We start from the raw sequence: 24,845 nt of genomic DNA, 5'->3' as shown, positions 1-24,845 counted from the left end.
GCCCCTTCGGACGGCGTCACTTGTTCAGGTGGGCCCAGAACTCGTCGAACGAGAGAACCTTGTCACCGTTGAGGTCGCGGCTGGCGATGACGGCCTCCGCCACCGACTCGGTGACGTTCCAGTCGCCGCCCTGGGCGAGAGCGGCCTTGAACTCGGCTGCGGTGATGAACCCGTCACCGTCCGTATCGATCCGCTCGAACTGCTTGCGTGCTTCCTCGATGTCGGCCACCGATCCGCCCCTTCGTCGTGCATCACTGCATGCGTTACTGCCTTGTGTACGGAGGTCAGATTAACGGTCCGGGTGGGCGCGCAGTGCGGCGAGTACCCAGGCGAACTCCTCACGGTGCGCCGACAGCGGGTCCATGCCCCTGACCAGCGAGGCCAGCTCCCGGAAACGGGCCATCTCGGCATGGGCCACGGACTCCATGCGGGCCAGTACGGAAGCCCGGTCCGCGTCGCCGAGCAGGCCCCTCAGCACCGTGTCCGCCTCCGGGCTTCCGGGGTCGACGCCCCGCTCCAGCGCCTCGCCCGCGAGCTGCACCAGCCGGCTCATGAACCACAGGGACGTTCCCGCCGGCACGTCCGGTCCCCGGTCCGCCGCGTTGAACTCGATCATCTCGCGCATCCGCGCCCGGAAACCCGGGTCCTGGATCATCTCGGCCAGCTCCACCCAGGCGTCCACCTGCGCGGGTGTCGGGTCGTCCGGCAGATCACCGACGCTGAACCGCAGCCGGGTACGGATGTCGGGGTCCGCGGTGTCCAGGCCCCCGAAGGTCTCCTCCATGAAGTCGTCGATGATCCGCCCGCGTTCGGCGGCGGACAGCCGCGCCAGTCTGTTCATGAGTGTCGTCTCCTGTGCGCTCGAACCACGTCGTGCCACGGTCGACAGCACCGCCCGGGTCACCTTCAGCGACCTGATCTGCGCGTCCAGCGCGGCCACGTGCGCGGCCGCCACCTCCGCCACCGTCCTCTCGCCCGCCAGGACAGCGCGGACGTCGCCGAGCCCCAGTCCGAGTTCGCGCAGGGTCCGGATCAGCTCCAGGCGGGCCACGGAGCCGGCGTCGTACAGCCGGTAGCCGCCCGCCGACCTGGCCACCGGGGGCAGCGCGCCCTCGTCCGACCAATAGCGGATCGTGCGGACACTCAGGCCGGTGCTCCGGGACAGCTCGCCGATGGTGAGAAGTGCGGTGCCGTCGTCGATCATGTCTGCGAGTCTGGGCCTTCCAGCGGGTGGAGACTCAAGCGGTGGGGGACAGTCATGCCCGGCACTCTGCGCGACATTCTGGACGCCGTGGCCCGTGGAGTCTTCCCGCCGCCCGACGGCGCCACCACGGTCGTCCGCCCTCACTCCCCCCGCGACACCGGCGTCCTCGCCTTCACCGCGCACTCCGTCGTCTTCACCGACGAGGACGAGGGCTGGGTGCGCGCAACGCTGGGGGCCCTGGACTGCGACCCGCTCGCGGCGGCCATGAACCCGCGGTTCCTCGCCGCGCTCATGGAGCGGACGGGCCGGTCGCACGACACGGTGGACGTCCTGTCCGTGGCCGCCCCGCTCCCCGGCCCGGCGGCCCTCGCGCTCACGGAGATCGACGGCCTCGCCCACCCCCGGCTCACGGGCGCCCGCGGACGGCGCGACGGCGTGCGGGCGTGGGCCGCGGACGGCGGGATCCTCGTCCTCGGGCGGGGAGTCGGGGGACGTCTCGAGGCCGCGGTGGAGGTGGACGAGGGCGTACGGCACCGGGGGCTGGGCCGGGCGCTGGCGTCGGCGGCGCGGCACCTGGCCGGCGAACCGGTCTGGGCCCAGGTGGCCGCGGGGAACGCCCGCAGTGCGCGGGCGTTCCAGGCGGCGGGCTACCGGCCGGTGGGCGCGGAGGCTCTGCTCCTGCCCCGCTGAGCGGCGCGGAGGTTCTGCTTCCGCCCCGCCGACCGGGTCAGCGGAAGATGCCGGTGTGGCCGAGCGAGTAGCGGCCGGGCTGGGGATAGACGGCGAGGCCGTGCGGGCCGCTGCCGACGGGGATACGGGCGATCTGTTCGCCGGTGCGGGTGTCGAGGGCGTACACCTCGGAGTTGTACCGGCCGGAGAGCCACAGGACCTTGCCGTCCGCCGAGACGCCGCCCATGTCGGGGCTGCCGCCGTCGGGCAGGCGCCACTTCTTCGTGAGCCGGTTCTGCGTGAAGTCGTAGATGGAGATGGTGCCTTCGCCTCGGTTGGAGATGTACATCTCGCGCGAGTCCCGGCTGACGTACAGTCCGTGGGCGCCCTTGCCCGTGTGCAGCAGGGTCGGTTCGGTGAACTTGTCGCCGTCGAGGATCCATACGCCGTTGGCCATCATGTCGGCGATGTAGAACTTCTTGCCGTCCGGGGAGATCTTCACGTCCTGCGGCATCGCCCCGTGGAACGGCAGCCTCTGCTGTCCGATCACCTTCATCCGCTCGGTGTCGACCTTCAGGAGTTCGCCGCTGAACTCGCAGGAGACGATGAAGTAGCGGCCGTCCGGGGAGAAGTCGGCGTGGTTGACGCCGTAGCAGCTGACCGGCTCCGCCTTGACGGTGTTCATGGTGTGCGCGTCGCGGAAGACGAGTTCGCGGTCGAGGGAGGCCATCACGATCGCGTACTTGCCGTTGGGCGTGAAGTAGAGGTTGTACGGGTCGTGCACGTCGACCGGCTTGCCCGCCCTGCCGGTCTTCGGGTCGATGGGGGTGAGGGTGTTGCCCCGGTCGTTGTTGACCCACAGGGTCTTCAGGTCCCAGGAGGGGACGACGTGCTGGGGCTGGACACCGACCGGGATCGTCTCGATGACCTTGTACGACTTCGGGTCGATGACCGTGACCGTGTTGGAGTTGGTGTTGGGCACGTAGACGCGGGACGGGAAGTCCTTGACCACCGGGGAGAGCCGGTTCGGGCGGTCGGCGGCGTAGACGTCCGCGGGGTCCAGCAAGGGGGGCATGCCGGGCAGTCCCTGGACGGCCGGCCTCTTCACCGGGGCGGGCCGGACGGCCGCCTTGGTGGTGCTGTGCGTCCGGTCGGCCTGGTCCTGGGAGGAACCGCCGCAGCCCGCGAGGAGGGCAAGCGCGGTGAGGGCGGCGCCGGCGATCAGCACGCGGCGCGGGGAGGAGGGTGGCGTCAGCATCAGCTCAGCAGCTCCGTGGTGGTGACCGCGCGGAGACCGCGGCGGTCGAGTTCGTGCAGAAGGCCGGGGAGTGCGGCGACCGTGCCGGCGTATCCGAAGTGCAGGCTCACGACGGAGCCGGGCCGGACCTCGGCCAGCACCTTGCGGGTGACGGCGGTGGCTCCCGGCGAGGTGTAGTCGAGGGAGTCGACGTCGTAGGAGAGCGTGTGCGGGTAGCCCGCGTCGCGGGCGAGGCGCTGGACCAGGGGGGAGGCCCGGGGGCTGCGGGAGGGCCGGAACCAGGTGCCGACCGAGCCGGTGAGCCGTCTGAGGCGGTCCGCGCAGCCCCGGATCTCCGCCGCCGCCTCCGTCTCCGTCATCGCGTTGATGTCGAGATGGCGCAGGGTGTGGTTGCCGAGGTCGTGGCCGCCGTCGAGGATGCGGCGGGCGATGTCCGGGTGCTCGTCCAGCCAGGTGCCGACGGCGAGGACGGTGACCCGGGCGCCCGCCTTCTCCGCTTCGCCGAGAACCGCCTTCGCCACGGCGGGATCGCCCTGGCCGTGGAAGGTGAGGGCCACTCTGGACGGGTGGGTGCGGGGGCCGTGGGTGATCTCGGCGGGTCGGCCGGGGTAGCGGCGGGGGGCGGGGGCGAGCGCGGAGGCTCCGCGGGTCGCCGTGGCGGAGGGCGCGCTGGGCGCGGCCGGAGGTGTCGTGAGGTCGTGGGGCCGGCTGGTTCGCGGGGCGGAACAGCCGGCGGTCGCTCCGGCGGCGAGGGTTCCTGCGGTGAGCGCGAGTCCCGTGAGCAGGGCAGCGCGCCGGGGCGGGGCGGGGGCTGCGTGGTCTTCGGCGGACGTGGTCACCGGACCATTTAAGGGTGAATCAGCCGAAAAACCGGCGATTGGTCCGACTGGGTGGTGGTGCGGGTCGCCTCGCGGCGCGCGCGTTCGGGCCGTACGGGGCCGCGGGCCACGGTTGCCGCCGGTGGCGCGGTGCCCCCGTTCGTTCCGCGTCGCCCCGCACGCCCCGGCTGCCACGCGGCCGGGGCTCACGCTCGCCGGACGGAAGGACCGACGGCCGGAAACGGAGCGGCGGCCACGAGGGGGTCGGGCGGGGGGCGGCGGACGGTCGGAACGAAGCAGGGCCCGGAGCGGGTCAGCGGTCGGCGACGCGCATTTCGAACCAGGTGGTCTTGCCGCGGGGCAGCAGGTCGACACCCCAGCGGTCGGAGAGCTTGTCGACGAGGAAGAGGCCCCGGCCGCTCAGGTCCAGTTCCTGGACCGGCATGAGACAGGGAAGGCCGCGGGAGGGGTCACGGACCTCGACACGGATCCAGCCGCGGCGGCGGCGCGTACGGAGTCCGAAGGCGCGGGCGCCGGTGTGCCGTACGGCGTTGCCCACGAGTTCGGAGACGAGTAAGACCGCGTCCTCGGTCATCTTCGGGGACAGCCCCCAGTGCCGCAGGACCACGATCTGGGTGAGCCGCCGCGCAGTGGCCGCGGACTCCGGGCGGGACGGCAGCAGTACCTCCGACTCGGTCGGATTGCCGAACAACTCCAGCGCCTTGAGCGCTCGTTCGTCCTCGACCGCAGGCGTCCAGCGCGCCGCGGTCGCACTTCCGTGCCGCCGCGGCTGTTCCATACCCTCCAGCCCCGCCATGCCCCCATCATGGCCGCCCGGCGCCCGCTCCGGGGCCGTTCCGAAGGAATAGGCCCCCCGGAACGCGACATTCCACACTATTCGATAGGCATATGCCACAGGCAGTTCGGAGGCGGCGGGAGCCCGTCCGACCTGCCGGAACAGGCCGGTCGGGGGCAATCGCCGCCGCCTCTCGACAAGGTGGGCTTAAGGCTGCCTTAAGCCAGGGATAAAGCGCCCCATCGAGGGACGCGGCGATGACACCGCGTCAACCCCGAGGGGACCGGCGGTGACGCGGCGGAGGCTCAGAGGAACTTCGCCTTGCCGGGACCCTCTTCCACGAAGCTGCGCATGCCCCGCTCGCGGTCCTCCGTCGCGAACAGGCCCGCGAACCAGTTCCGCTCGATGGTCAGCCCGGTCTCGATGTCCGTCTCCAGACCCGCGTCGATGGACTCCTTCGCGGCGCGCAGCGCGATGGCCGGGCCCTGCGCGAGCCGGGCCGCCCAGGCGTGCGCCTCGGTGTAGACGTCGGCGGCGGGGACGACCCGGTCGACCAGGCCGAGCGTGAGGGCCTCGTCGGCCTTGACCATGCGGCCGGTGAAGATGAGGTCCTTGGCCTTGGAGGGGCCGATCAGCCGGGACAGGCGCTGGGTACCGCCGGCGCCGGGGATCAGGCCGAGCAGGATCTCGGGCTGGCCCAGCTTGGCGTTGTCCCCGGCGATGCGGTAGTCGGCGCACAGGGCCAGTTCGCAGCCGCCGCCGAGCGCGTATCCGGTGACGGCGGCGACGACGGGCTTGGGGATGCGGGCGACGGCGGTGAAGGAGTCCTGCAGGGCCCGGGACCGCACCACCATCGCGGCGTGGTCCATGGCCTGCATCTCCTTGATGTCCGCGCCCGCCGCGAACACCTTCTCCCCGCCGTACAGCACCACGGCGCGGACGTCCGGCCGGGTCGTGGCCTCCTCGGCCAGCTCCTTGAGACGGTCCTGCGTCGCCACGTCCAGGGCGTTCATGGGAGGGCGGTCCAGGCGGATGGTGCCCACGCCTTCGGCCACTTCGAGATGCACAGTCATGGAAGCAGGTTAGTGGCCGTTAACGGCACCGGGCCGGGTGTGCTGAGTCACAGCACACCCGGCCCGGTGGGGAGCGGTCGGGCGACGGGGCCGGAAACGGTCACGCGAGCCGGGCGAAAGCCGTCACGCGGTCCGGTCCTCGGTCCTCACGCGCTCCTGTCCTGCGAGATCACTCGGTCCGGTACGGCGAGATCACTTGGTCCAGTCCGCCCAGGAGATGTTCCAGCCGTTGAGGCCGTTGGCCGGGTCGACCGTCGGGTCGGTGGAGTTCTTCACGACCACCACGTCACCGACCATCGAGTGGTTGAAGAACCATGCGGCCGGCACACCGCTGTCGTAGCCGCCGCGCACGTCCCGCAGGCCGATGCAGCCGTGGCTGGCGTTGTAGTTGCCGAAGGCGCCGCCGCCCCAGTAGTTGCCGTGCACGAAGGTGCCGGAGTTGGTCAGGCGCATGGCGTGCGGGACGTCCTTGATGTCGTACTCGCCGTCGTAGCCGACCGTGTCGCCGTTCATCCGGGTCACGGTGAACTTCTCGCTGATGACCATCTGGCCGTTCCAGGTGGCGTAGCCGGGCTTGCCGGTGGTCACCGGGATGGTCTTGACGACCTTGCCCTCCTGCATGACCTTCATCGTGTGCTTCTTGGCGTCCACGACGGACACCTGGTCGCGGCCGATGGTGAAGGAGACGGTCTTGGCCTGCTTGCCGTAGACGCCCTTGCGGCCCTCGACGCCGTCGAGGTTCAGCTTCACGGTGACCTTGGTGCCGGCCTTCCAGTACTTCTCGGGCCGGAAGTCGAGGCGGTCGTTGCCGAACCAGTGGCCCTGGACGTCGACGGCCGGCTCGGTCGTGATCTTGATGGCCTTCTCGACGTCGTCCGGCTTGGTGATGCCCCGGGTGAAGCGGACCGAGAACGGCATGCCGACGCCGACCTTGGAGCCGTCCTCGGGCGTGAAGTTGCCGGTGAAGGTGTTCCGCGGGCTCAGCGTCGTGAAGGAAGAGTCCTCGGCCGCCGTGCGGCCCTCGGAGTCCTTCGCGACCGCGTGCACCTGGTACTTGGTGGACGCCGCGAGGTGCGTGGCGGGCGTCCAGCCGCTGCCGTCGGCCGATATCTCGCCGTCGACCTTCGTGCCCTCGTCGTCCTTGACGGTGACCTCGGTCAGTTCGCCCTTACTGGCCGTGACCTTGAGGGTGCCGCTGGTGTCGACGTCCTTGGCACCGGCCTTCGGCGCGATCGTGACGACGGCCACCGACTGCTTGCTCTCCGCGGTGGTGCTGCCCTTGCCGTCCTTGTCCTTCCCTCCGGACCCCGAGTCCGTTCCCCCGCCCCCGCCGCAGGCCGTGACGGCCAGCAGCACACCGCCGACGATCACCGCCCACCGCTTGTTGCGGCCGCGTGAGCGTCCACCTGCCGACGCCCACGATACCGGTCGCACGTTCACAGTCTTTCTCCCCTCGCAAGGCCTGATCAGGCCCCCACCCCAGCGCGTCCCGCGCGATCACTGGCGCATATTAACCTCACGGTTTTGAGCTCCGTGTCAGGTCAATGTCACCGTTCAGCCGCAACTTGGACCATCGACCGCGAAGATGGTTGCACCGGGGAGCGAAGATCAGTCGACTGCGCTGCCGGCCTTCCACTCCTTCCAGCCCATGTTCCAGCCGCCGAGTCCGTTGTCGGGGGCCACCTTCCTGTCCTTGCTGTGGACGACCTCGACGACGTCCCCGATGAGGCTGCGGTCGAAGAACCAGCCCGCCGGGGTGTCGGAGCCGCCGCCCTTCACGTCCCGCAGCCCCACGCAGCCGTGGCTCACGTTGGTGTTGCCGAAGGCGTCCGGCGCCCAGTAGTTGCCGTGCAGGAAGGTTCCGGAGTCGGTCAGGCGCATCGCGTGCGGGACGTCGGGGATGTCGTACTCGCCGCCGAAGCCGACGGTCCGGCTGTTCATCCGGGTCACCTCGAGCATCTCGGTGACGACCATCTTCCCGTTGTACGTCGTCGTCCTGGGCGCACCGGCCGTGATCGGCACCGTGGCCAGGAGGTTGCCTTCACGGCGTACCTCCATGGTGTGGGCGCGGGCGTCGACGAGGGACGTCTGGTCGCGGCCGACGGTGAACGAGAAGGTCCTGGACTGGAGTCCGTACACGCCGGGTGCCCCTTCGACGTCGCGCAGCCGCAGCGCCACGGTGACCTTCGTGCCCGGCTTCCAGTACCGCTCGGGACGGAAGTCGACGCGTCCGCCGCCGAACCAGTGGGCGCGGATCTCGACCGCGGGCCGCGCCTCGACACGGATGGCGCGTTCGACGGCGGCCCGGTTCTCGATCTCCCGGTTGAACTCCAGGGAGACGATCATCCCGGTGCCGACGACGGAGCGGTCCTCCGGGGTGACGTACCCGATGAACCGCTCGTCGGGGACGGATGTGGTGAACGTGGTGTGCCGGGCCGAGCGGTGCCCGCCGCCGTCCAGGGCCACCGCGTCCACGGTGTACTTGGCGGCCAGGGCGAGCCGCGCGTCGTCCGGTCTCCAGGACAGGCCGTCCTCGCTGATGCGCCCCGGTACGGGCGACTCCCGGGCGTCCTGGGACTTGACCACCTTCACGGACTCCAGGCGGCCGCCGGGCACCCGTACCAGCAGTGCCTCCCGCGGCCGTACGCCCTTGGAGTTGTCGTCGGGCGAGACGTGGATGACGTCCTCCGGCGACCGTGGTTTGCCGAACGCCTCCCCGATCCCGTCCGAGATCCCGCCGGAGGTGCAGCCGGAGGCTCCGGCCAGCAGACCGGCCCAGGTCAGTACGGCGGCCAGCGCGGCCCCTGCGCGCCGCGCGCGCGTGTGTACGTGCTTCACAAGGGACCCAACGACGCCGCCCCTCCGGGGAAACGTGAGTGCGAGCCACGCTCTGGGCAGAACAGTGGGGAGGACGACGCGCCAAGGAGCCGCGGCCGGGACGCCGTGCACCCTTTTCCGTGCCGTTCCATGAGCCGTGGGAGGCTGACCGGTGTCGAGCGCACCCGAGCAGGAGGCGGTCCACGAGGGACGCGCCGCGGGCGGCGGGCTGCCCGCGCAGACCGTCACGGACCCGGCGGGGCCGCCCGCCGCCGCACCGGCGGTCGCGGACCCGGCGGTGGAACCGGCCGCTCCCGCGCTGAACGGCTCACGGCGCCCCGCGGCGCCTCCCGTCGGCGCCTGGCCGGGCGCCCCGACCCCGCTCGGCGCACGCTTCCGGGTCGGCCCCGACGGCACCACGGGCACCAACTTCGCCCTGTGGGCGGGCGGCGCGGAGGCCGTCGACCTGTGCCTCTTCGACGAGGAGGGCGCCGAGACCCGCGTCCCGCTCACCGAACTCACCCACGAGATCTGGCACGGCTTCGTCCCCGGAGTGTTCCCCGGCCGCCGCTACGGCTTTCGGGTGCACGGCCGCTGGGACCCGTGGACCGGCGCCCGCTGGAACCCGGCGAAGCTGCTCCTGGACCCGTACGCCCGTGCCGTGGACGGCGACTTCACCCTGCCGCCCGAGGTGTACGGGCATGTACGCGACTGGCCGCAGCAGCAGGTCGCCGACACCGTGCGCGACGACCGCGACTCGGCGCCCCTCGTCCCCAAGGGCGTCGTCGTCCAGGACGACGACGACTGGTCGGACGACCACCGCCCCAAGACCCCGTGGGCGGACTCGGTCATCTACGAACTGCACGTGCGCGGGTTCACCCGTCTGCACCCCTCGATCCCCGGGGAACTGCGCGGCACGTACGCCGGACTGGCGCACCCGGCGGCCGTCGAGCACCTGGTGAACCTCGGGGTGACGGCGGTGGAGCTGCTGCCGGTGCACCAGTTCGCGCACGAGGACCACCTGCTGCGCCGGGGCATGAAGAACTACTGGGGCTACAACTCGATCGGCTACTTCGCCCCGCACGCGGGCTACGCCGCCTCCGGCACGAGGGGCGAGCAGGTCGGCGAGTTCAAGCGGATGGTGCGCGCACTGCACGCGGCGGGGATCGAGGTCATCCTCGACGTCGTCTACAACCACACCGCGGAGGCCGGCGAACTGGGCCCGACGCTGTCGCTGCGCGGCATCGACAACCGGGGGTACTACCGGCTCCAGTCGGACGCCCGCCGCTACGCGGACTACACGGGCTGCGGCAACACCCTGCACGTCGTGCAGCCGCAGGTGCTGCGGCTGATCACGGACTCGCTGCGGTACTGGGTCACCGAGATGGGCGTCGACGGTTTCCGCTTCGACCTGGCGGCCGCGCTCGCCCGCTCCATGCACGACGTCGACATGCTGTCGCCGTTCCTCGCCGTCATCGCGCAGGATCCGGTGCTGCGCAGGGTCAAGCTGATCGCCGAGCCGTGGGACGTCGGCTCCGGCGGCTACCAGGTCGGCGCCTTCCCGCCCCTGTGGACGGAGTGGAACGACCGCTACCGCAACGCCGTACGGGACTTCTGGCGCGGTGCGCTGCCCGACGTACGGGATCTGGGCTACCGCCTGTCCGGGTCGAGCGACCTGTACGCGTGGGGCGGCCGGCGCCCGTACGCCTCCGTCAACTTCGTGACCGCGCACGACGGTTTCACCCTGCGCGACCTCGTGTCGTACGAGCGCAAGCACAACGAGGCGAACGGCGAGGGCAACCGGGACGGCACCGACGACAACCGGGCCTGGAACGGCGGGACGGAGGGCGAGAGCGCGGACGACGGCCTGCGGGCCCTGCGACGGCGCCAGTTGAGGAACCTGCTGACGACGCTGCTGCTGTCGACGGGGGTGCCGATGCTGGTCGCCGGGGACGAGTTCGGGCGCACCCAGCGGGGCAACAACAACGCCTACTGCCAGGACAACGAGATCAGCTGGGTCGACTGGTCGCTGCTGGACGACCCCGGCTGGCGGGCGCTATTCGAACTGACGTCCCGTCTGATCGCGCTGCGCCACGCGCATCCCGTGCTGCGCCGCCGGGCCTTCTTCTCCGGGCGGGCGCACTCGGCCGACGGACTGCGGGATCTGGCCTGGTTCACCGCGCGGGGCACCGAGATGACGGAACGGGACTGGTACGCGCCCGCCGCGACCCTCGGCATGTACCTGTCCGGCCGGGACATCCCCGGACGGGACGCGCGGGGCGCCCCGGTCGTCGACGACAGCTTCCTCGCCGTGCTGCACGCCGGGGACCGGCCGGCCTCCTTCGACCTGCCGGGGGCGCCGTGGGCCGCGGCGTACGAGGTGGTCGTGGACACCTCGCGCGAGGATCAGACGGCGGCGCCCGCGCTCACGCACCGGGCGGGCACGGCGATCACGGTGCCGGCACGGTCCGTGCTGCTGCTCAGGGTCCACTGAGAGCGCGGCCCCTCGGAGGGGCGGGCTGGGGGCGCGGCCCCTCGGGTGCGGGCTGGGGGCGGGCGCCCTCCCGAGGTGACATCAGCCGATCGGCCGATGCGGCGGTACGACCCGTCGGACGCCCGCTCCGGGAGTCCGGCGGACGTCCACCTCTGGAGCGCTTCGAACGATTCGGGTGCGCCCAAAAACTCGGTGGGCACTGTCAGTGGTGAAACGTAGGCTCGCTGATGATGACCACATCCGATGCAGCCGCCCCGGACCACCCCGACCGTTCGACCGTACGCAGCCTGCTGCGCCTGTGGCCGTATGTACGCCCGGTGCGGGCGCGGCTGTTCTGCGCGGCGTTCGTCGCGGTGGTCGCATCCTGTCTGGCGCTGGTGTTCCCGCTGATCCTGAAGTGGATGGTGGACGGCCCGGTCACCGGGCACGATCCGGCGGGTGTCTGGCTCGGGGCGCTGTATCTGCTGCTGCTCGGTATCGCCGAAGCCGTTCTGTTCGGGCTGCGCCGATGGCTGGTGGCCCGCCCGCTAGCCGGTGTCGAGGCGGCGATGCGGGCCGGTCTGTACCGGCATCTGCAGCGTCTGCCGGTCGCCTTCCACGACCGCTGGGCCTCGGGCCAGCTGCTCTCGCGGGCGACCACCGATCTGATGCTGGTCCGCATGTTCCTGGCGTTCCCGCTGACCTTCCTGCTGGTGAACACCGTGACGATCACCGCGGGCATCGCCATCATGCTGGCCCAGCAATGGACCCTCGGACTGGTGCTCCTCGCCCCCGCCGTCCCCGTCATGATCGTCTGCTGGTTCTTCGAGCGGCGCTACTCGGAGGTGGCGCGGCGGGCGCAGGACCAGGTCGGCGATCTGACGACGGTGGTCGAGGAGAGTGTGCTCGGCATCCGGATCATCAAGGGGTTCGGGCGCCATCGCAGCCAGGCGCGCGCGTTCCGTGAACTCTCCCGTACCCTGCGCGGCACGGAGCTGGTCAAGGCCCGGCTGCTCGCCTCCATCTGGGGCGTCATCGTCACCCTGCCCGAGTTCGCCATCGGCGCCGCCCTCGTCCTCGGCACGGTCCAGGTCGCCGACGGCCGTCTCTCCGCCGGCACGCTGGTCGCGTTCCTGTCGACCGCGCTCGCCCTGCGCTGGCCCGTCGACTCCATCGGCTTCCTCCTCGCGATGAGCCAGGAGGCCGGGACGGCCACGGAGCGGTACTTCGAGGTCATGAACGCGACGCCGGAGTCGGACGGCACGGCCGGAGCGGCCGCCGCGCCCGCGGCCGGACGGAGCGAGGGCGAGGGCGGACTGCGGTTCCACGGCGTCGAGTTCCGCTATCCCGACGCCCCCGCGGACACGCCCCCGGTGCTGGCCCGCATCGACCTGCACGTCCGCCCCGGCGAGAGCATGGCGCTCGTCGGCGCCACCGGCACCGGCAAGACCACCCTCACCGCGCTCGTCCCCCGTCTGCACGAGGTGACCTCCGGCCGGATCACCCTGGACGGCCGGGACATCACCGGGATGCCCCGCGAGGAGTTGCGCGAACTCGTCGCCGTCGCCTTCGAGGAACCCACCCTCTTCTCGGCCACGGTCGGTGAGAACGTCCTGATGGGCGCACCCGAGACCGCCGGCCGCGCGGAGCTGGACCGTGCCCTCGCCGTCGCGCAGGCCGACTTCGCGCACGCGCTGCCCCAGGGCACGGGGACGCAGGTCGGCGAACAGGGGCTCAGCCTCTCCGGAGGGCAGCGGCAGCGGCTCGCGCTGGCCCGCGCGGTGGTCGGCCGGCCCCGCTTCCTGGTGCTCGACGACCCGCTGTCGGCGCTGGACGTGCACACGGAGGCGGCGGTCGAGGCCGCGCTGCGCCGGGTGCTGGCGGAGACGACCGCGCTGATCGTGGCGCACCGGCCGTCCACGGTCCTGCTGGCCGACCGGGTGGCCCTGATCTCCGACGGCCGGATCGCGGCGGTCGGCACCCACCACGAACTGCTGCGCACCCATGCCGAATACGCCCACCTGATGTCGGGTGCAGAGGAGGACGGCCGATGACGGCGGCGCCCACGACCACCGCGCCGGACAAGGAACCGAACGAGGAACCGGACGGAGGACCCGGAACCGGTCCCGGCGAGGGACCGGACGGCGGCCGAAGCCGCGGACAGGACGCGGGCCGGGACGACGGAACCGGCGGCGGCACCCACACCGACGCCGGCACCGGCCCGGACGACGGACCGGGCGGTCCGCGCCGAAAGGGCCGGGCGGCCCCGGAACCCGCGCCGTACGAGGACGCCTTCGACCACGACACCCTGCCCGCTCCGCCGGGCGCGACCGCGACGCTGCTGCGCTCGCTGCTCGCCCCGCTCCGGGCACGGGTCGCCGTGACCACCGTTCTGCTGCTGCTCCAGCAGGCCGCCGTGCAGGTGGGCCCGCTGCTGGTGGCGTACGCCATCGACCGTGCCGTACCGGCCTTCCGGCAGGACGACCACGGGCCGCTGATCGCCGTGGGCGTCGCCTACCTGCTGTGTGCGGCGGCCTCCGGCGGACTCCAGTACGCCTTCATCATCGCCTCGGCCCGGGTCAACCAGGACGTGCTGCTCGATCTGCGCGGCCGGATCTTCCGGCACGCCCAGGCGCTCAGCATCGACTTCCACGAGCGCTACACCTCGGGCCGGCTGATCTCCCGCTCCACGACGGACGTCGAGTCGCTGCGCGAACTGCTCAGCGAGGGGCTCCAGGAGCTCGTCACGGTCATCCTGTCCTTCGTCTACATCTCGGCGATGCTGCTCTGGCTGGACGTCGGGCTCGGCGCGGTCGCGGTGGTCTCCTTCGTGCCGCTGTATCTGCTCATCCGCCGCTACCAGCGCCGCGCGGGCCGGATCTTCGCCGTCCGTTCGACGACGATCGCCGCGGTGATCGTGAAGTTCGCGGAGACGATGAACGGCATCAGGCCGGTGCGCGCGTTCCGCCGGGAGGCCGCCAACGAGGCCGAGTTCGGGGTGCTCAACCGGCGGCACGAGCGGACGAACGGCGACGCCCTGCTGGAGATGGCCCGCTATGTCGTGGGCTCCCGGCTCGTCGCCAACACGGCGGTCGCGGGCATCGTGCTGTGGGGCGCCCACCGGGTGGCCTCGGGTTCGCTGGCGCTCGGTGTGCTCGCCGCGGCGGTCCTCTATCTGCGCCGGCTCTACGACCCCATCGACCGCCTCGGCATGTTCCTGAACTCCTACCAGTCCGCCGCGGCCTCGCTGGAGAAGATCGCCGGCCTGCTGGCCCAGACCCCGTCCGTGCCGGAGCCGTCCGTGCCCCGGCAGCTGCCCGCCCTCGCCTCCGAACACCCCGGCCGCGAGGTCGTGTTCGACGAGGTCCGCTTCGCGTACCGCACGGGCGGGGAGGTCCTGCCCTCCTTCTCGCTCACGCTGCCCGCCGGACAGACGGTGGCCGTGGTCGGCTCGACCGGCGCCGGCAAGTCGACGCTGGCCAAGCTCCTGGCCCGGTTCTACGACCCCACCGAGGGCCGGGTCCTGCTCGACGGCGTCGATCTGCGCGAGCTGCCGGTGCCCGAACTGCGGCGCGGGGTGGTGATGGTGACCCAGGAGGCGTTCCTGTTCTCGGGCACGGTCGCCGAGAACATCGCGATCGGCCGCCCCGAGGCGTCCCGCGAGGAGATCGAGCAGGCGGCGAAGGCGATCGGCGCGCACGACTTCATCAGCGCCCTGCCCGACGGCTACGACACGGACGTACGCAAGCGCGGCGGCCGGATCTCCGCGGGCCAGCGTCAACTCGTGGCCTTCGCACGAGCCCTGCTCGCCGACCCGGCCGTCCTGATCCTCGACGAGGCGACCAGCTCCCTGGACATCCCGGGCGAACGGGCCGTGCAGCGCGCCATGTCGACGGTCCTGCGGGGGCGTACGGCGGTGGTCATCGCGCACCGGCTGTCGACGGTGGCGATCGCCGACCGGGTGCTGGTGATGGAGCACGGGCGGGTCGTCGAGGACGGCACACCCGCCGAACTCGTCGCGGGCACGGGCCGGTTCGCGGACCTGCACCGGGCCTGGCGCGACAGCCTCGTCCAGTGACGGACGGGCGGATGAGGGCGGACGAAGGAGCGGACGAAACGCGATGATCGACACGTACGCGGCGCCGGGGACACCGGACCGCCGGGGCGGCTGGCGGTTCCTGTGGTGGCTGGTCACCCGGCAGACACACCGGTCGGTCACCGGCGCGGCGGTCTCCACCGTGTGGATGGGACTCCTGGCGCTGACGCCGTATCTGCTGTCCCGGGCGATCGACGACGGACTGGAGCCGCGCGACGGGGCGGCGCTGGCGGGCTGGACGGCCGCCGTGCTCGGTACCGGAGTGCTCAACGCCGGTCTGGGTGTCGTACGCCACCGCACGATGACCCAGGTCCGGATGGACGCCAACTTCCGTACGGTCAAACTCGTGGTCGAGCACGCGGCCCGGCTCGGCGCGGCCCTGTCGCGGCAGATCGGCACGGGGGAGATCATCACGGTCGGCGTGCGCGATGTGGACACGATCGGCAGATCGCTGACCGTCGTCGGACCCGGTCTGGCCGCGGTCGTCACCTACGGCGTCGTGGCCGCGCTGCTGCTGCCGGTCTCGGTGCAGCTGTCGGCGGTGCTCCTGCTCGGGGTTCCGCTGACGGCCGTGCTCGTCGGGCCGTTGACGCTCCGCCTCCAGGGGACCGAGACGGGGTACCGGGAAAGGCAGGCCGTCCTGACCGAGCGCATCGGCGATCTCGCGGGCGGTCTGCGCGTCCTGAACGGCCTCGGCGGCAAGGAGCTGTTCGCGGACGCGTTCCGCCGTGACGCGCGGAAGCTGCGTGAACAGGGGTACCGGGTCGGCGCGGTGACGAGCTGGATCCAGGCGCTCGCCGTGGGGCTGCCGTCCGTCCTGCTGGCCGCGGTGACCTGGCTCGCGGCCCGGCTGACCGCCCAGGGAGACATCACCATCGGCCAGTTGGTGTCGGTGTACGGCTATGTCGCGGTCCTCGTCATGCCGGTGTACTTCTTCATCGACTGCGGCTACGAACTCGCCCGGGGCGTGGTCGCCGCCCGGCGCGTCGTCAGGTTCCTGTCCCTGGAGCCCGTCGCCTCTCCCCCGGACGCGCTCGACGCCCCGGAGTTCCCGGCCGCCCTGCACGATCCGGAGTCCGGGGTCCGGGTGGTCCCGGGCCGGCTGACCGTGCTGGCCGGAGCCCGCCCCGACCAGTCCGCGGCCGTGGTCGACCGGCTCGGCCGGTACGCCCCCTCGGACGTGACCTGGGGCGGCGTACGGCTCGACCGGGTCGCGCTGCCCCAGGTGCGCGACCGGATCCTGGTGGCCGAACACGAGGCCGACCTGTTCGCGGGCGTCCTGCGCGACCTGGTCCGAGGACGCCGGGACGCCGACGAGGAGACCGTCGACCGGGCCGTGCGCGCGGCCGCCGCCGACGACATCGTCCTCGGGCTGCCGGGCGGCCTCGACGCGGCCGTCGACGCGCAGGGCCGGAACCTGTCCGGCGGGCAGCGGCAGCGGGTCCGGCTGGTGCGCGCGCTCCTCGCGGATCCCGAGGTGCTGCTCGCCCTGGAGCCGACCTCGGCGCTCGACGCCCACACCGAGGCCAAGGCCGCCGCCCGGCTGCGCGCCGCCCGCTCGGGCCGTACGACCCTCGTGACCAGCACGTCACCGCTCGTACTGGACCACGCGGACACGGTCTGCTTCCTCGTCGACGGCAAGGCGGCGGCCACCGGCACCCACCGCGAACTCCTGCGGAGCCAACCGGGATACCGGTCGCTGGTGGCCCGTGACACGGAGCCGGACGAGGACGCGGGTACGGGTGAGGAAGGGGACGCGGATCCGATGGCGGGCGTGGACGAGGAGGTCGTGCTGTGACGGCCCGGCTGCCGGTGGCGGGGCGCGCCGAGGTGCGGCGGGCGGCGCTACGGCTGATCCGGGCGGACGGACGCGTGTTCGCCGCCGTGCTCACGCTCAACGCGCTGGCCGCGGGCGCCGGACTGGCCGGCCCCTGGCTGCTCGGGCGGATGATCGACGACGTACGCGACGGCGCGGGTGTGGAGGCGGTGGACGGGCCGGCGCTCGTCATCCTCGTGGCCTCGCTGGTCCAGCTGCTGCTGTCGCGCTGGGCCGGGTACGTGGCGTACCGCTTCGGTGAGCGGACCCTCGCGCGGGTGCGGGAGGAGTTCGTGGAGCGGACGCTGACGCTGCCCGCGTCGGTCGTGGAACGCGCGGGCACCGGCGATCTGACGGCACGCGGCACCGGCGACGTCACGGTGGTGGGCAACACCCTGCGCGACGCGGGACCCCAGCTGCTGATCTCCGGCGCGCAGGCGCTGTTCGTCCTCGTCGCCGTCTTCGCCATCGACCCGCTGCTCGGCGCCTGCGGGGTGCTCGGACTGGGCGGCATCGGATTCGCGCTGCGCTGGTATCTGCGCCGGGCGCGCGCCGACTATCTCGCGCAGGAAGCCGCCACCTCGGAGGTCGCCGAGATCCTCGCGGCCACGGCGTCCGGCGCCCGCACGGTGGAGGCGTTCGGGCTGGGCGAGACCCGGATCCGGGCGGGCCGGGACGCGCTGGAGGTCTCCCGGGTGACGCGGATGCGGACCCTGTTCCTGCGCAGCGTGTTCTTCCCGGCGGTGGACATCTCGTACATCGTGCCGGTCGTCGCCGTCCTCCTGGTGGGCGGCGCGCTGCACGCCCGGGGCACGCTGAGCCTCGGCACCGTGGTCGCCGCGACGCTGTATCTGCACCGGCTCGCCGACCCGCTCGACCAGATCCTGAACCAGGTCGAGCAACTGCAGAGCAGCGGCGCCTCGTTCGCCCGCGTGGAGGGTCTCGCCGGGGCGCCGCGCTCCGTGCCGGCCGGTTCCCCCGTACCGGTGGACGACCGGATCGACGTCACCGGTGTGCGGTACGCGTACGACGGTGGCGGCGAGGTGCTGCGCGGTGTCGATCTGACGGTGCGGCCCGGGGAACGGCTGGCCGTCGTGGGCCCCTCGGGCGCCGGGAAGACCACGCTGAGCAGACTGCTGGCGGGGGTCGACGCTCCGGGCAGCGGGACGGTGACCGTCGGGCGGGTGCCGGTCGTCGACCTCGACCCGGAGCAGCTGCGCCGGCACGTCGTCCTCGTCACCCAGGAGCACCATGTGTTCCTCGGTACGGTCCGCGACAACCTGCTCATCGCCGAACCGGGCGCCGGTGACGCCGAGTTGTGGGCGGCACTCGCGGCCGTCGGCGCCGACGACTGGGCCGGGGAGCTCCCCGACGGGCTGGACACCGAACTGGGGCCGGAGGCCCTGCGCGTCGACGGCTCACGGGCCCAGCAGCTGGCGCTGGCCCGGGTGGTGCTCGCCGACCCGCACACCTTGATCCTCGACGAGGCCACGGCGCTCCTCGATCCGACGACCGCCCGGCACACGGAGCGTGCGCTGGCCACCGTGCTGGAGGGCCGCACCGTCATCGCGATCGCCCACCGGCTGCACACCGCCCATGACGCCGACCGGGTGGCGGTGATGGAGGACGGCCGGCTGACCGAACTGGGCACGCACGACGAACTGGTGGCGGCCGACGGGCCGTACGCGGCGCTGTGGCACTCGTGGCACGGGGACGGGAGTCCCTCGCCCGGCTGATCCGCGCCCCCGCGCCCCCGCGCTCCCTCCCCTGCCGGTCCGTCCGGCACTCCCTCCCGTGCCGGTCGCCCCACGGCGGACGGGCCGGTGCGCGGCGCGGTCTGTCCGGCCGTTCCCGCCGGATCCCCGGCGCCCGGCGCCCCTACGCGGGGCCGTCTCCTTCCGCGGCCTTTCCGGGGTGCTCCCGGCCGGGCGTCCCGGCCGCCCGGCGGCGCAACTCGGCGAGGGCCGCTTCGAGTTCGTCGTCGGCCTGTCGTCGCAGGGCCTCGGGGCCGGGCCCCGGACCGGCCGGCTCTCCGGGCGCGGGCGCGGGGTCCGTGGGGGACGGTTCCCCGCCGAGGAGCCGGTCGTGGATCCACCGGCAGGCCTCGTCCTCGTCGGCGAACCGCTCGAAGACCTGGCGGGTCCCCCGCTCGTGGACGCCCACGGTCCAGTCCCCGTCGTGACCGTCGAGGAAGTAGCGGTCGGCCGCGCGGTGGCGGCCGGGGCAGTCCGCGATCTCGTAGGACGTGGCGGGGACCCCGGCCTCTTCGAGGGCCCGGCACAGCGCGAACCGGTCCATGCGCTCGGCCTTCCCCCGGGCGGAGCCGGCCCGGTCGTCGCCCGGACCGGCTTCCGCGCGCGTACGTGTGCCACCGTGAAGGGGGCGGGTCAGCCGTTGGTGCGCACCAGCGTGCCGTTGCTCACGAGGTCCGCCACCGTGGTGCGGGGGATGTCCGGGCAGAACCGGCTCGACGTCACGTACTGGGTGCCGAGGCCGGGCTGCTCGAACCCGGGGGCGGTCTTGCCCGCGCAGACCGTCACGTCCTTGGCCAGCCGGTAGGTGTGGTAGTTGTACGGGTACCGCGGGTCCATGGTGTTGAGGCTCGACGGCGGGATGACACGCTTGCCGTACTTGGTGCCCTCCGGGGCCAGGAAGCGGCCCGCCTCGCTGCCGAAGCGGTCGAGCCTGAGTCCGGCGTGGAGCACCAGCGGGGTGGCGAGCACCGTCCCGTTCCGGTGGGTGTAGCCGTCGTCCGGCGGGTAACGCCAGTCGCCCTGGCCCGAGTCGGCGGTGGGGTCCCACCACTTGTCGAGGAACTTCACGGCGGTGAGACGGCCGAGGCGTTCGTAGCGGTCGAGGATGTTCCCCAGCGCGCCCCTGGTCGGCAGCCGACGGGGGCCCAGCCGCCAGTCACCGCAGAAGAAGAGGCGTTGCAGCCTCGGCGGGATGGGATCCGGCACGAGCCCCCGGCACGCGCGCGAGGGGTCGGAGCCGCCCCCGTCCCCCGGCTTCACGTGCCCGGGGGCCGGCTTCGGCCCCGGGGTGGCGGACAGGGCGTGGACGGTGCCGGTCGTACGGCTGTCGCCGGGATGGGCGGCCGCCGCGGACGGGAGGGAGGCGCCGAGCATGAGAGAGCCGGTCAGGCCTCCCAGCGCCGCCAGGCTCGCACACCAATGTGACCTTCTCACCAAACCTCCTGCGGGTGTACCTGTCCGGATCGCACCGCCTCGCCCGGTCGAAGACGCCGGGTACGGACCGGAATGTCGGGGATCACTCAAACCGCAGCGGCGGGAGGCGGGCGAGCGGACGTGCCGGAAAGCCCCCGAAAGGGTCTGGGCTTCATTCCGTTGCTGACGGCGGGCCGGTCATCTGGCGGTACGCCCCGCCGGGCCGGAGTCTCGCGCCGGGGCACCCCGAGGCGTTGGCCGAAACACCGTCACACCGGAACACCGGAACACCGTCCCGCCGTCCCGCCGTCCCCCGAGGCGAACACCCGAAGGGCAGTCCGTATACCGAACATGACTAACCGGACAACGAACCGTTTCCGGCCATTTTTGTGACGCGGTCCTGACAGAAAGGGTTATCTCCTGCCACTCTTCCCTCGGCTACTTCACAGCAACCTCACAGCAAACCCCGCTGTGTTGTGCCGTACGACCCCATGCACCTGGTTCCGCGTAACGCCCAGTTCTGCCCGGACGGGGTACTCCGTCGTCCGGTCTCCCCTGGCCGCGCGACCCGCGGCCATGCAGAAGGAGTCAGTGTTGAGCAGCAGTTCTCCCCACAGACGCACCTCCCACATCACCAAGCGCCGCGTCGCCGGTGTCGCCCTCGTCGGCGTCACCGCCCTGCTGGCCGCGGCCGTCCAGTCGGGCGCCGCGAGCGCCTCCCCCGAGCAGGCCCCCCCGGCCGGCAGGGTCGACCCGGGCGCCGTCTCCATGAAGCTCACCGCGTCACAGCGCGCCGAGCTGATACGCGACGCCGACGCGGCCAAGGCCACGACCGCCCGGGACCTGGGTCTCGGCTCCGGCGAGAACCTCGTCGCCCGTGACGTCATGAAGGACGCCGACGGCACCGTCCACACCCGCTACGAGCGGACGTACGAAGGACTGCCGGTCCTCGGCGGCGACCTGGTCGTCGACACCTCCAGGTCCGGGAAGACCGGGCACGTCTACAAGGCGACGAAGGCGTCCCTGAAGGTCGCCACCCTCAGGCCCGCGGTCGCCGCCGCAACGGCGGAGAAGCAGGCGCTGACCGCCGCCAAGGACGCCGGCTCGAAGAGCACCGCCGCCGACCGCGCGCCCCGCAAGGTGATCTGGGCCGCGAGCGGCAGGCCGACCCTGGCCTACGAGACCGTCGTCGGCGGCCTCCAGGACGACGGCACCCCCAACGAGCTGCACGTCATCACCGACGCGGCCACCGGCAAGAAGCTCTACGAGTACCAGGGCATCAAGACCGGTATCGGCAACACCCAGTACAGCGGCCAGGTGACCCTGACGACCACGCAGTCGGGCTCCAACTACACGCTGAACGACGGCGCGCGCGGCGCCCACAAGACGTACAACCTGAACCACGGGACGTCGGGCACCGGCACGCTGTTCTCGCAGACGAGCGACACCTGGGGCAACGGCACCACGTCGAACGCCGCCACGGCCGGCGCCGACGCGCACTACGGCGCCGCCGAGACGTGGGACTTCTACAAGAACACGTTCGGCCGCAGCGGCATCAAGAACAACGGCGTGGGCGCCTACTCCCGTGCCCACTACGGCAACTCGTACGTCAACGCGTTCTGGGACGACGGCTGCTTCTGCATGACCTACGGCGACGGCTCCGGGAACGCCGACCCGCTGACCGCGCTGGACGTCGCGGGCCACGAGATGAGCCACGGCGTCACCTCCAACACCGCGGGGCTCAACTACTCGGGCGAGTCCGGCGGTCTGAACGAGGCGACGTCCGACATCTTCGGCACCGGCGTGGAGTTCTACGCCAACAACTCGACCGACGTGGGCGACTACCTCATCGGCGAGAAGATCGACATCAACGGCGACGGCACCCCGCTGCGCTACATGGACAAGCCGAGCAAGGACGGCGGCTCCAAGGACTCCTGGTACTCGGGGGTCGGCAACGTCGACGTGCACTACTCGTCGGGTGTCGCCAACCACTTCTTCTACCTGCTGAGCGAGGGCAGCGGCGCCAAGGTCATCAACGGCGTCAGCTACAACTCGCCCACCTCCGACGGGCTTCCGGTCACCGGCATCGGCCGCGACAAGGCGCTGGCGATCTGGTACCGCTCGCTCACCACCAAGTTCACCTCGACCACCAACTACGCGGCGGCCCGGACCGGCACGCTCGCGGCGACGGGTGAGCTGTACGGCACGACGAGTGCCGAGTACACCGCGGTGCAGAACGCCTGGGCGGCCGTGAACGTCGGGACGCGTCCCGGCGGTGGCGGCGGTGGCGGTACGTCGTTCGAGAACACGGCCGACGTATCGATTCCGGACAACGGCGCGGCGGTCACCTCCTCGGTCACGGTCAGCGGCCGCACCGGCAATGCCCCGTCGAACCTCGCGGTGGCCGTGGACATCGTGCACACCTGGCGCGGTGACCTGGTGATCGATCTGGTCGCCCCCGACGGCTCGACGTACCGCCTGAAGAACTTCAGCTCGTCCGACTCGGCGGACAACGTGAACGCGACCTACACGGTCAACGCGTCCTCCGAAGTCGCCAACGGCACCTGGAAACTGAAGGTCCAGGACCAGGCGGCCCAGGACACCGGTTACATCAACAGCTGGAAGCTCACCTTCCCGTAGGCCGCGGCGGAAGTCCGCACGCGAGCAGCGCGCCAGGGCGCCGCCCCGGAGGTTCGACTCCCCGGGGCGGCGCCCTCCTTTGCCCGGACGGACGTTTGCGTTGACCCGCCCTTGACGATGCCCGGTCCGGCGCCGGTGAACCCAATTGTTCACCCGATCGACGATTTTCGGCCAAGGTCCTTATGGGCTCCTGACATGTACGCGCCTGGGATGGCACGCTTCACCCCGCACGGCTCACTCGCACCGCAACTTCCCAACCGTTTCTTCGGCCCCCACGCCGTCGGACGCCCCCACATAAGGAGCTTGCGTGACCCCCCTCTACGCGCGTCACAAGCGCACCTCTCTGGCCATCGCCACCGCTGTCGCCGCCGGAGCCCTGCTCGCCACCGGTCTGACCACCGGTGCCGCCGCCCAGACGGCGGCTCTCCCCACCGGCAAGACCACCCCCCTCGCCGGTTCGCCCCTCCTGCTCTCCGCGTCCGCACGCACCGCGCTCATCCAGAAGGCCGACGCCTCCAAGGTGGAGACGGCCCAGCGGATAGGCCTCGGTGCCAAGGAGAAGCTGGTCGTCAGAGACGTCGTCAAGGACGTCGACGGCACGGTCCACACCCGCTACGAGCGCACGTACAACGGACTTCCGGTCCTCGGCGGCGACCTCGTCGTGCACGAGAAGGCCGGCAAGAGCGAGAGCGTGACGAAGGCGACCAAGACGACCATCAAGGTCGCCTCGCTCAAGCCGCTCGTCACCACCGCCAAGGCCGAGAAGCAGGCGCTGACCGCCGCCAAGGACGCCGGCTCCGCCAAGACCGCCGCCGACCAGGCCCCCCGCAAGGTGATCTGGGCCGCCACCGGCAAGCCCACCCTCGCCTACGAGACCGTCGTCGGCGGCCTCCAGGACGACGGCACCCCCAACGAGCTGCACGTCATCACCGACGCGGCCACCGGCAAGAAGCTCTACGAGTACCAGGGCATCGAGACCGGCACCGGCAAGACCCTCTACTCGGGCACGGTGACCCTCAACTCGACCCTGTCGGGCTCGACGTACAGCCTGACCGACGGCACCCGCGGCAGCCACAAGACGTACAACAAGTCGCACACCACGACCTCCTCCGCGGGCACGCTGTTCACCGACGCGGACGACGTCTGGGGCACCGGCGCGGCCTCCAGCTCCACCACGGACCAGACCGCGGCCGCCGACGCCGCCTACGGCGCCCAGGTGACCTGGGACTTCTACAAGAACACCTTCGGCCGCAGCGGCATCAAGAACAACGGCGTGGGAGCGTACTCGCGCGTCCACTACGGCAGCGCGTACGTCAACGCGTTCTGGGACGACAGCTGCTTCTGCATGACCTACGGCGACGGCACCAGCAACACGCACCCGCTGACCTCGCTGGACGTGGCCGGCCACGAGATGAGCCACGGCGTCACCTCCAACACCGCCGGCCTGACCTACTCGGGCGAGTCCGGCGGCCTCAACGAGGCCACCTCGGACATCTTCGGCACCGGTGTCGAGTTCTACGCGGCGAACTCCTCCGACGTGGGCGACTACCTCATCGGCGAGAAGATCAACATCAACGGTGACGGCACGCCGCTGCGCTACATGGACAAGCCCAGCAAGGACGGCGGCTCCGCGGACTACTGGTCGTCCTCGGTCGGCAGCAAGGACGTGCACTACTCGTCCGGCGTCGCGAACCACTTCTTCTACCTCCTCTCGGAGGGCAGCGGTTCGAAGACGATCAACGGCGTCAGCTACAGCTCCCCGACCTACAGCGGCACGACGGTCACCGGCATCGGCCGGGCCAAGGCCCTGCAGATCTGGTACAAGGCGCTGACGACGTACATGACCTCGTCGACGAACTACAAGGCCGCCCGTACGGCGACCCTGTCGGCGGCGTCCGCGCTGTACGGCTCCAGCAGCACCGAGTACGCGACGGTGGCGGCCGCCTGGACCGCGGTCAACGTGAGCTAGTGCGACCGTAATCGAAACGAGGCGGCACCCGGCACGGTTCCGTGCCGGG

At 71.7% G+C, this 24,845-nt stretch carries 18 protein-coding genes; 8 read left to right on the top strand and 10 right to left on the bottom strand.

From position 1 onward, the window contains the following. Positions 1 to 16 precede the first annotated feature (16 nt). Positions 17 to 229, bottom strand: coding sequence for an EF-hand domain-containing protein (locus OG485_RS29480; RefSeq protein WP_328671521.1), 213 nt, complete (start codon positions 227 to 229; stop codon positions 17 to 19). 60 nt (positions 230 to 289) lie between these two features. Next, on the bottom strand, positions 290 to 1,204 hold the full coding sequence (locus tag OG485_RS29475; RefSeq protein ID WP_328671519.1) for a helix-turn-helix domain-containing protein: 915 nt from the start codon (positions 1,202 to 1,204) through the stop codon (positions 290 to 292). Positions 1,205 to 1,258: 54 nt separating this feature from the next. Between OG485_RS29475 and OG485_RS29470 the strand changes: the two genes are divergently transcribed. Beyond that, on the top strand, positions 1,259 to 1,894 hold the full coding sequence (locus tag OG485_RS29470; RefSeq protein WP_328671517.1) for a GNAT family N-acetyltransferase: 636 nt from the start codon (positions 1,259 to 1,261) through the stop codon (positions 1,892 to 1,894). Between the two features lie 37 nt (positions 1,895 to 1,931). Here OG485_RS29470 and OG485_RS29465 read toward each other — a convergent pair whose 3' ends face one another. The 6 genes from OG485_RS29465 to OG485_RS29440 all read right to left on the bottom strand — a co-directional run bounded on the left by OG485_RS29465 (position 1,932) and on the right by OG485_RS29440 (position 8,656). Then, the gene (locus OG485_RS29465) at positions 1,932 to 3,131 is read right to left on the bottom strand and encodes a YncE family protein (protein ID WP_328671515.1); all 1,200 of its coding nucleotides are present in this window, start codon (positions 3,129 to 3,131) and stop codon (positions 1,932 to 1,934) included. After that, entirely contained in the window at positions 3,131 to 3,970 is an 840-nt protein-coding gene (locus OG485_RS29460) for a polysaccharide deacetylase family protein (RefSeq protein ID WP_443048781.1), read from the bottom strand. Before OG485_RS29460 ends, OG485_RS29465 begins: the two co-directional genes overlap by 1 nt. Positions 3,971 to 4,262: 292 nt before the next feature. Next, on the bottom strand, positions 4,263 to 4,871 hold the full coding sequence (locus OG485_RS29455) for an ATP-binding protein (protein WP_328674712.1): 609 nt from the start codon (positions 4,869 to 4,871) through the stop codon (positions 4,263 to 4,265). 179 nt (positions 4,872 to 5,050) lie between these two features. Then, complete coding sequence (locus OG485_RS29450) at positions 5,051 to 5,818, bottom strand: enoyl-CoA hydratase/isomerase family protein (protein ID WP_328671513.1); 768 nt, start codon at positions 5,816 to 5,818, stop codon at positions 5,051 to 5,053. Positions 5,819 to 6,010: 192 nt separating this feature from the next. After that, on the bottom strand, positions 6,011 to 7,258 hold the full coding sequence (locus tag OG485_RS29445; RefSeq protein WP_443048780.1) for a L,D-transpeptidase: 1,248 nt from the start codon (positions 7,256 to 7,258) through the stop codon (positions 6,011 to 6,013). Positions 7,259 to 7,426: 168 nt separating this feature from the next. Then, a complete protein-coding gene (locus OG485_RS29440; RefSeq protein ID WP_328671509.1) occupies positions 7,427 to 8,656 on the bottom strand; it encodes a L,D-transpeptidase in 1,230 nt (409 codons plus the stop codon). A 151-nt stretch (positions 8,657 to 8,807) separates the two neighbouring features. Between OG485_RS29440 and glgX the strand changes: the two genes are divergently transcribed. The 5 genes from glgX (at position 8,808) to OG485_RS29415 (ending at position 18,756) form a co-directional block, all read left to right on the top strand. After that, positions 8,808 to 11,129 carry a glycogen debranching protein GlgX gene (gene glgX, locus OG485_RS29435; RefSeq protein ID WP_328671507.1) on the top strand — a complete coding sequence of 774 codons (2,322 nt, stop codon included), beginning with the start codon at positions 8,808 to 8,810 and terminating at the stop codon, positions 11,127 to 11,129. Between the two features lie 230 nt (positions 11,130 to 11,359). Continuing rightward, the gene (locus tag OG485_RS29430; protein ID WP_328671506.1) at positions 11,360 to 13,162 is read left to right on the top strand and encodes an ABC transporter ATP-binding protein; all 1,803 of its coding nucleotides are present in this window, start codon (positions 11,360 to 11,362) and stop codon (positions 13,160 to 13,162) included. Continuing rightward, positions 13,159 to 15,186, top strand: a complete 2,028-nt coding sequence (locus tag OG485_RS29425) for an ABC transporter ATP-binding protein (RefSeq protein ID WP_328671504.1) — start codon at positions 13,159 to 13,161, stop codon at positions 15,184 to 15,186. The genes OG485_RS29430 and OG485_RS29425 overlap by 4 nt, the downstream gene beginning before the upstream one ends. 43 nt (positions 15,187 to 15,229) lie before the next feature. After that, a complete protein-coding gene (locus tag OG485_RS29420; RefSeq protein ID WP_328671502.1) occupies positions 15,230 to 17,002 on the top strand; it encodes an ABC transporter ATP-binding protein in 1,773 nt (590 codons plus the stop codon). Beyond that, positions 16,999 to 18,756, top strand: a complete 1,758-nt coding sequence (locus OG485_RS29415; RefSeq protein WP_328671501.1) for an ABC transporter ATP-binding protein — start codon at positions 16,999 to 17,001, stop codon at positions 18,754 to 18,756. Before OG485_RS29420 ends, OG485_RS29415 begins: the two co-directional genes overlap by 4 nt. 142 nt (positions 18,757 to 18,898) lie before the next feature. Here the strand turns inward: OG485_RS29415 and OG485_RS29410 are convergent, their stop codons facing one another. Beyond that, the gene (locus OG485_RS29410; protein ID WP_328671500.1) at positions 18,899 to 19,318 is read right to left on the bottom strand and encodes a hypothetical protein; all 420 of its coding nucleotides are present in this window, start codon (positions 19,316 to 19,318) and stop codon (positions 18,899 to 18,901) included. An 89-nt stretch (positions 19,319 to 19,407) separates the two neighbouring features. Beyond that, the gene (locus OG485_RS29405; RefSeq protein ID WP_328671499.1) at positions 19,408 to 20,208 is read right to left on the bottom strand and encodes a TNT domain-containing protein; all 801 of its coding nucleotides are present in this window, start codon (positions 20,206 to 20,208) and stop codon (positions 19,408 to 19,410) included. A gap of 573 nt (positions 20,209 to 20,781) precedes the next feature. Between OG485_RS29405 and OG485_RS29400 the strand changes: the two genes are divergently transcribed. Further along, on the top strand, positions 20,782 to 22,827 hold the full coding sequence (locus OG485_RS29400) for a M4 family metallopeptidase (RefSeq protein ID WP_443048779.1): 2,046 nt from the start codon (positions 20,782 to 20,784) through the stop codon (positions 22,825 to 22,827). Between the two features lie 307 nt (positions 22,828 to 23,134). Further along, positions 23,135 to 24,796 (top strand): M4 family metallopeptidase, encoded by a 1,662-nt coding sequence (locus OG485_RS29395; protein ID WP_328671496.1) that lies wholly within the window; start codon positions 23,135 to 23,137, stop codon positions 24,794 to 24,796. The last annotated feature ends 49 nt before the right edge of the window (positions 24,797 to 24,845 follow it).

The organism is Streptomyces sp. NBC_00328, assembly GCF_036139655.1.
Lineage (GTDB): Bacteria > Actinomycetota > Actinomycetes > Streptomycetales > Streptomycetaceae > Streptomyces.
The sequence above is the reverse complement of the archived record's forward strand: the minus strand, read 5'-3'. Positions and strand labels throughout refer to the sequence as shown.

Bases quoted from the DNA above. Each gene is read 5' to 3' on its own strand.
- OG485_RS29475 (WP_328671519.1), bottom strand. From the start codon at position 1,204: ATGATCGACGACGGCACCGCACTTCTCACCATCGGCGAGCTGTCCCGG.
- OG485_RS29470 (WP_328671517.1), top strand. From the start codon at position 1,259: ATGCCCGGCACTCTGCGCGACATTCTGGACGCCGTGGCCCGTGGAGTC.
- OG485_RS29465 (WP_328671515.1), bottom strand. From the start codon at position 3,131: ATGCTGACGCCACCCTCCTCCCCGCGCCGCGTGCTGATCGCCGGCGCC.
- OG485_RS29450 (WP_328671513.1), bottom strand. From the start codon at position 5,818: ATGACTGTGCATCTCGAAGTGGCCGAAGGCGTGGGCACCATCCGCCTG.
- OG485_RS29430 (WP_328671506.1), top strand. From the start codon at position 11,360: ATGACCACATCCGATGCAGCCGCCCCGGACCACCCCGACCGTTCGACC.
- OG485_RS29425 (WP_328671504.1), top strand. From the start codon at position 13,159: ATGACGGCGGCGCCCACGACCACCGCGCCGGACAAGGAACCGAACGAG.
- OG485_RS29420 (WP_328671502.1), top strand. From the start codon at position 15,230: ATGATCGACACGTACGCGGCGCCGGGGACACCGGACCGCCGGGGCGGC.
- OG485_RS29410 (WP_328671500.1), bottom strand. From the start codon at position 19,318: ATGGACCGGTTCGCGCTGTGCCGGGCCCTCGAAGAGGCCGGGGTCCCC.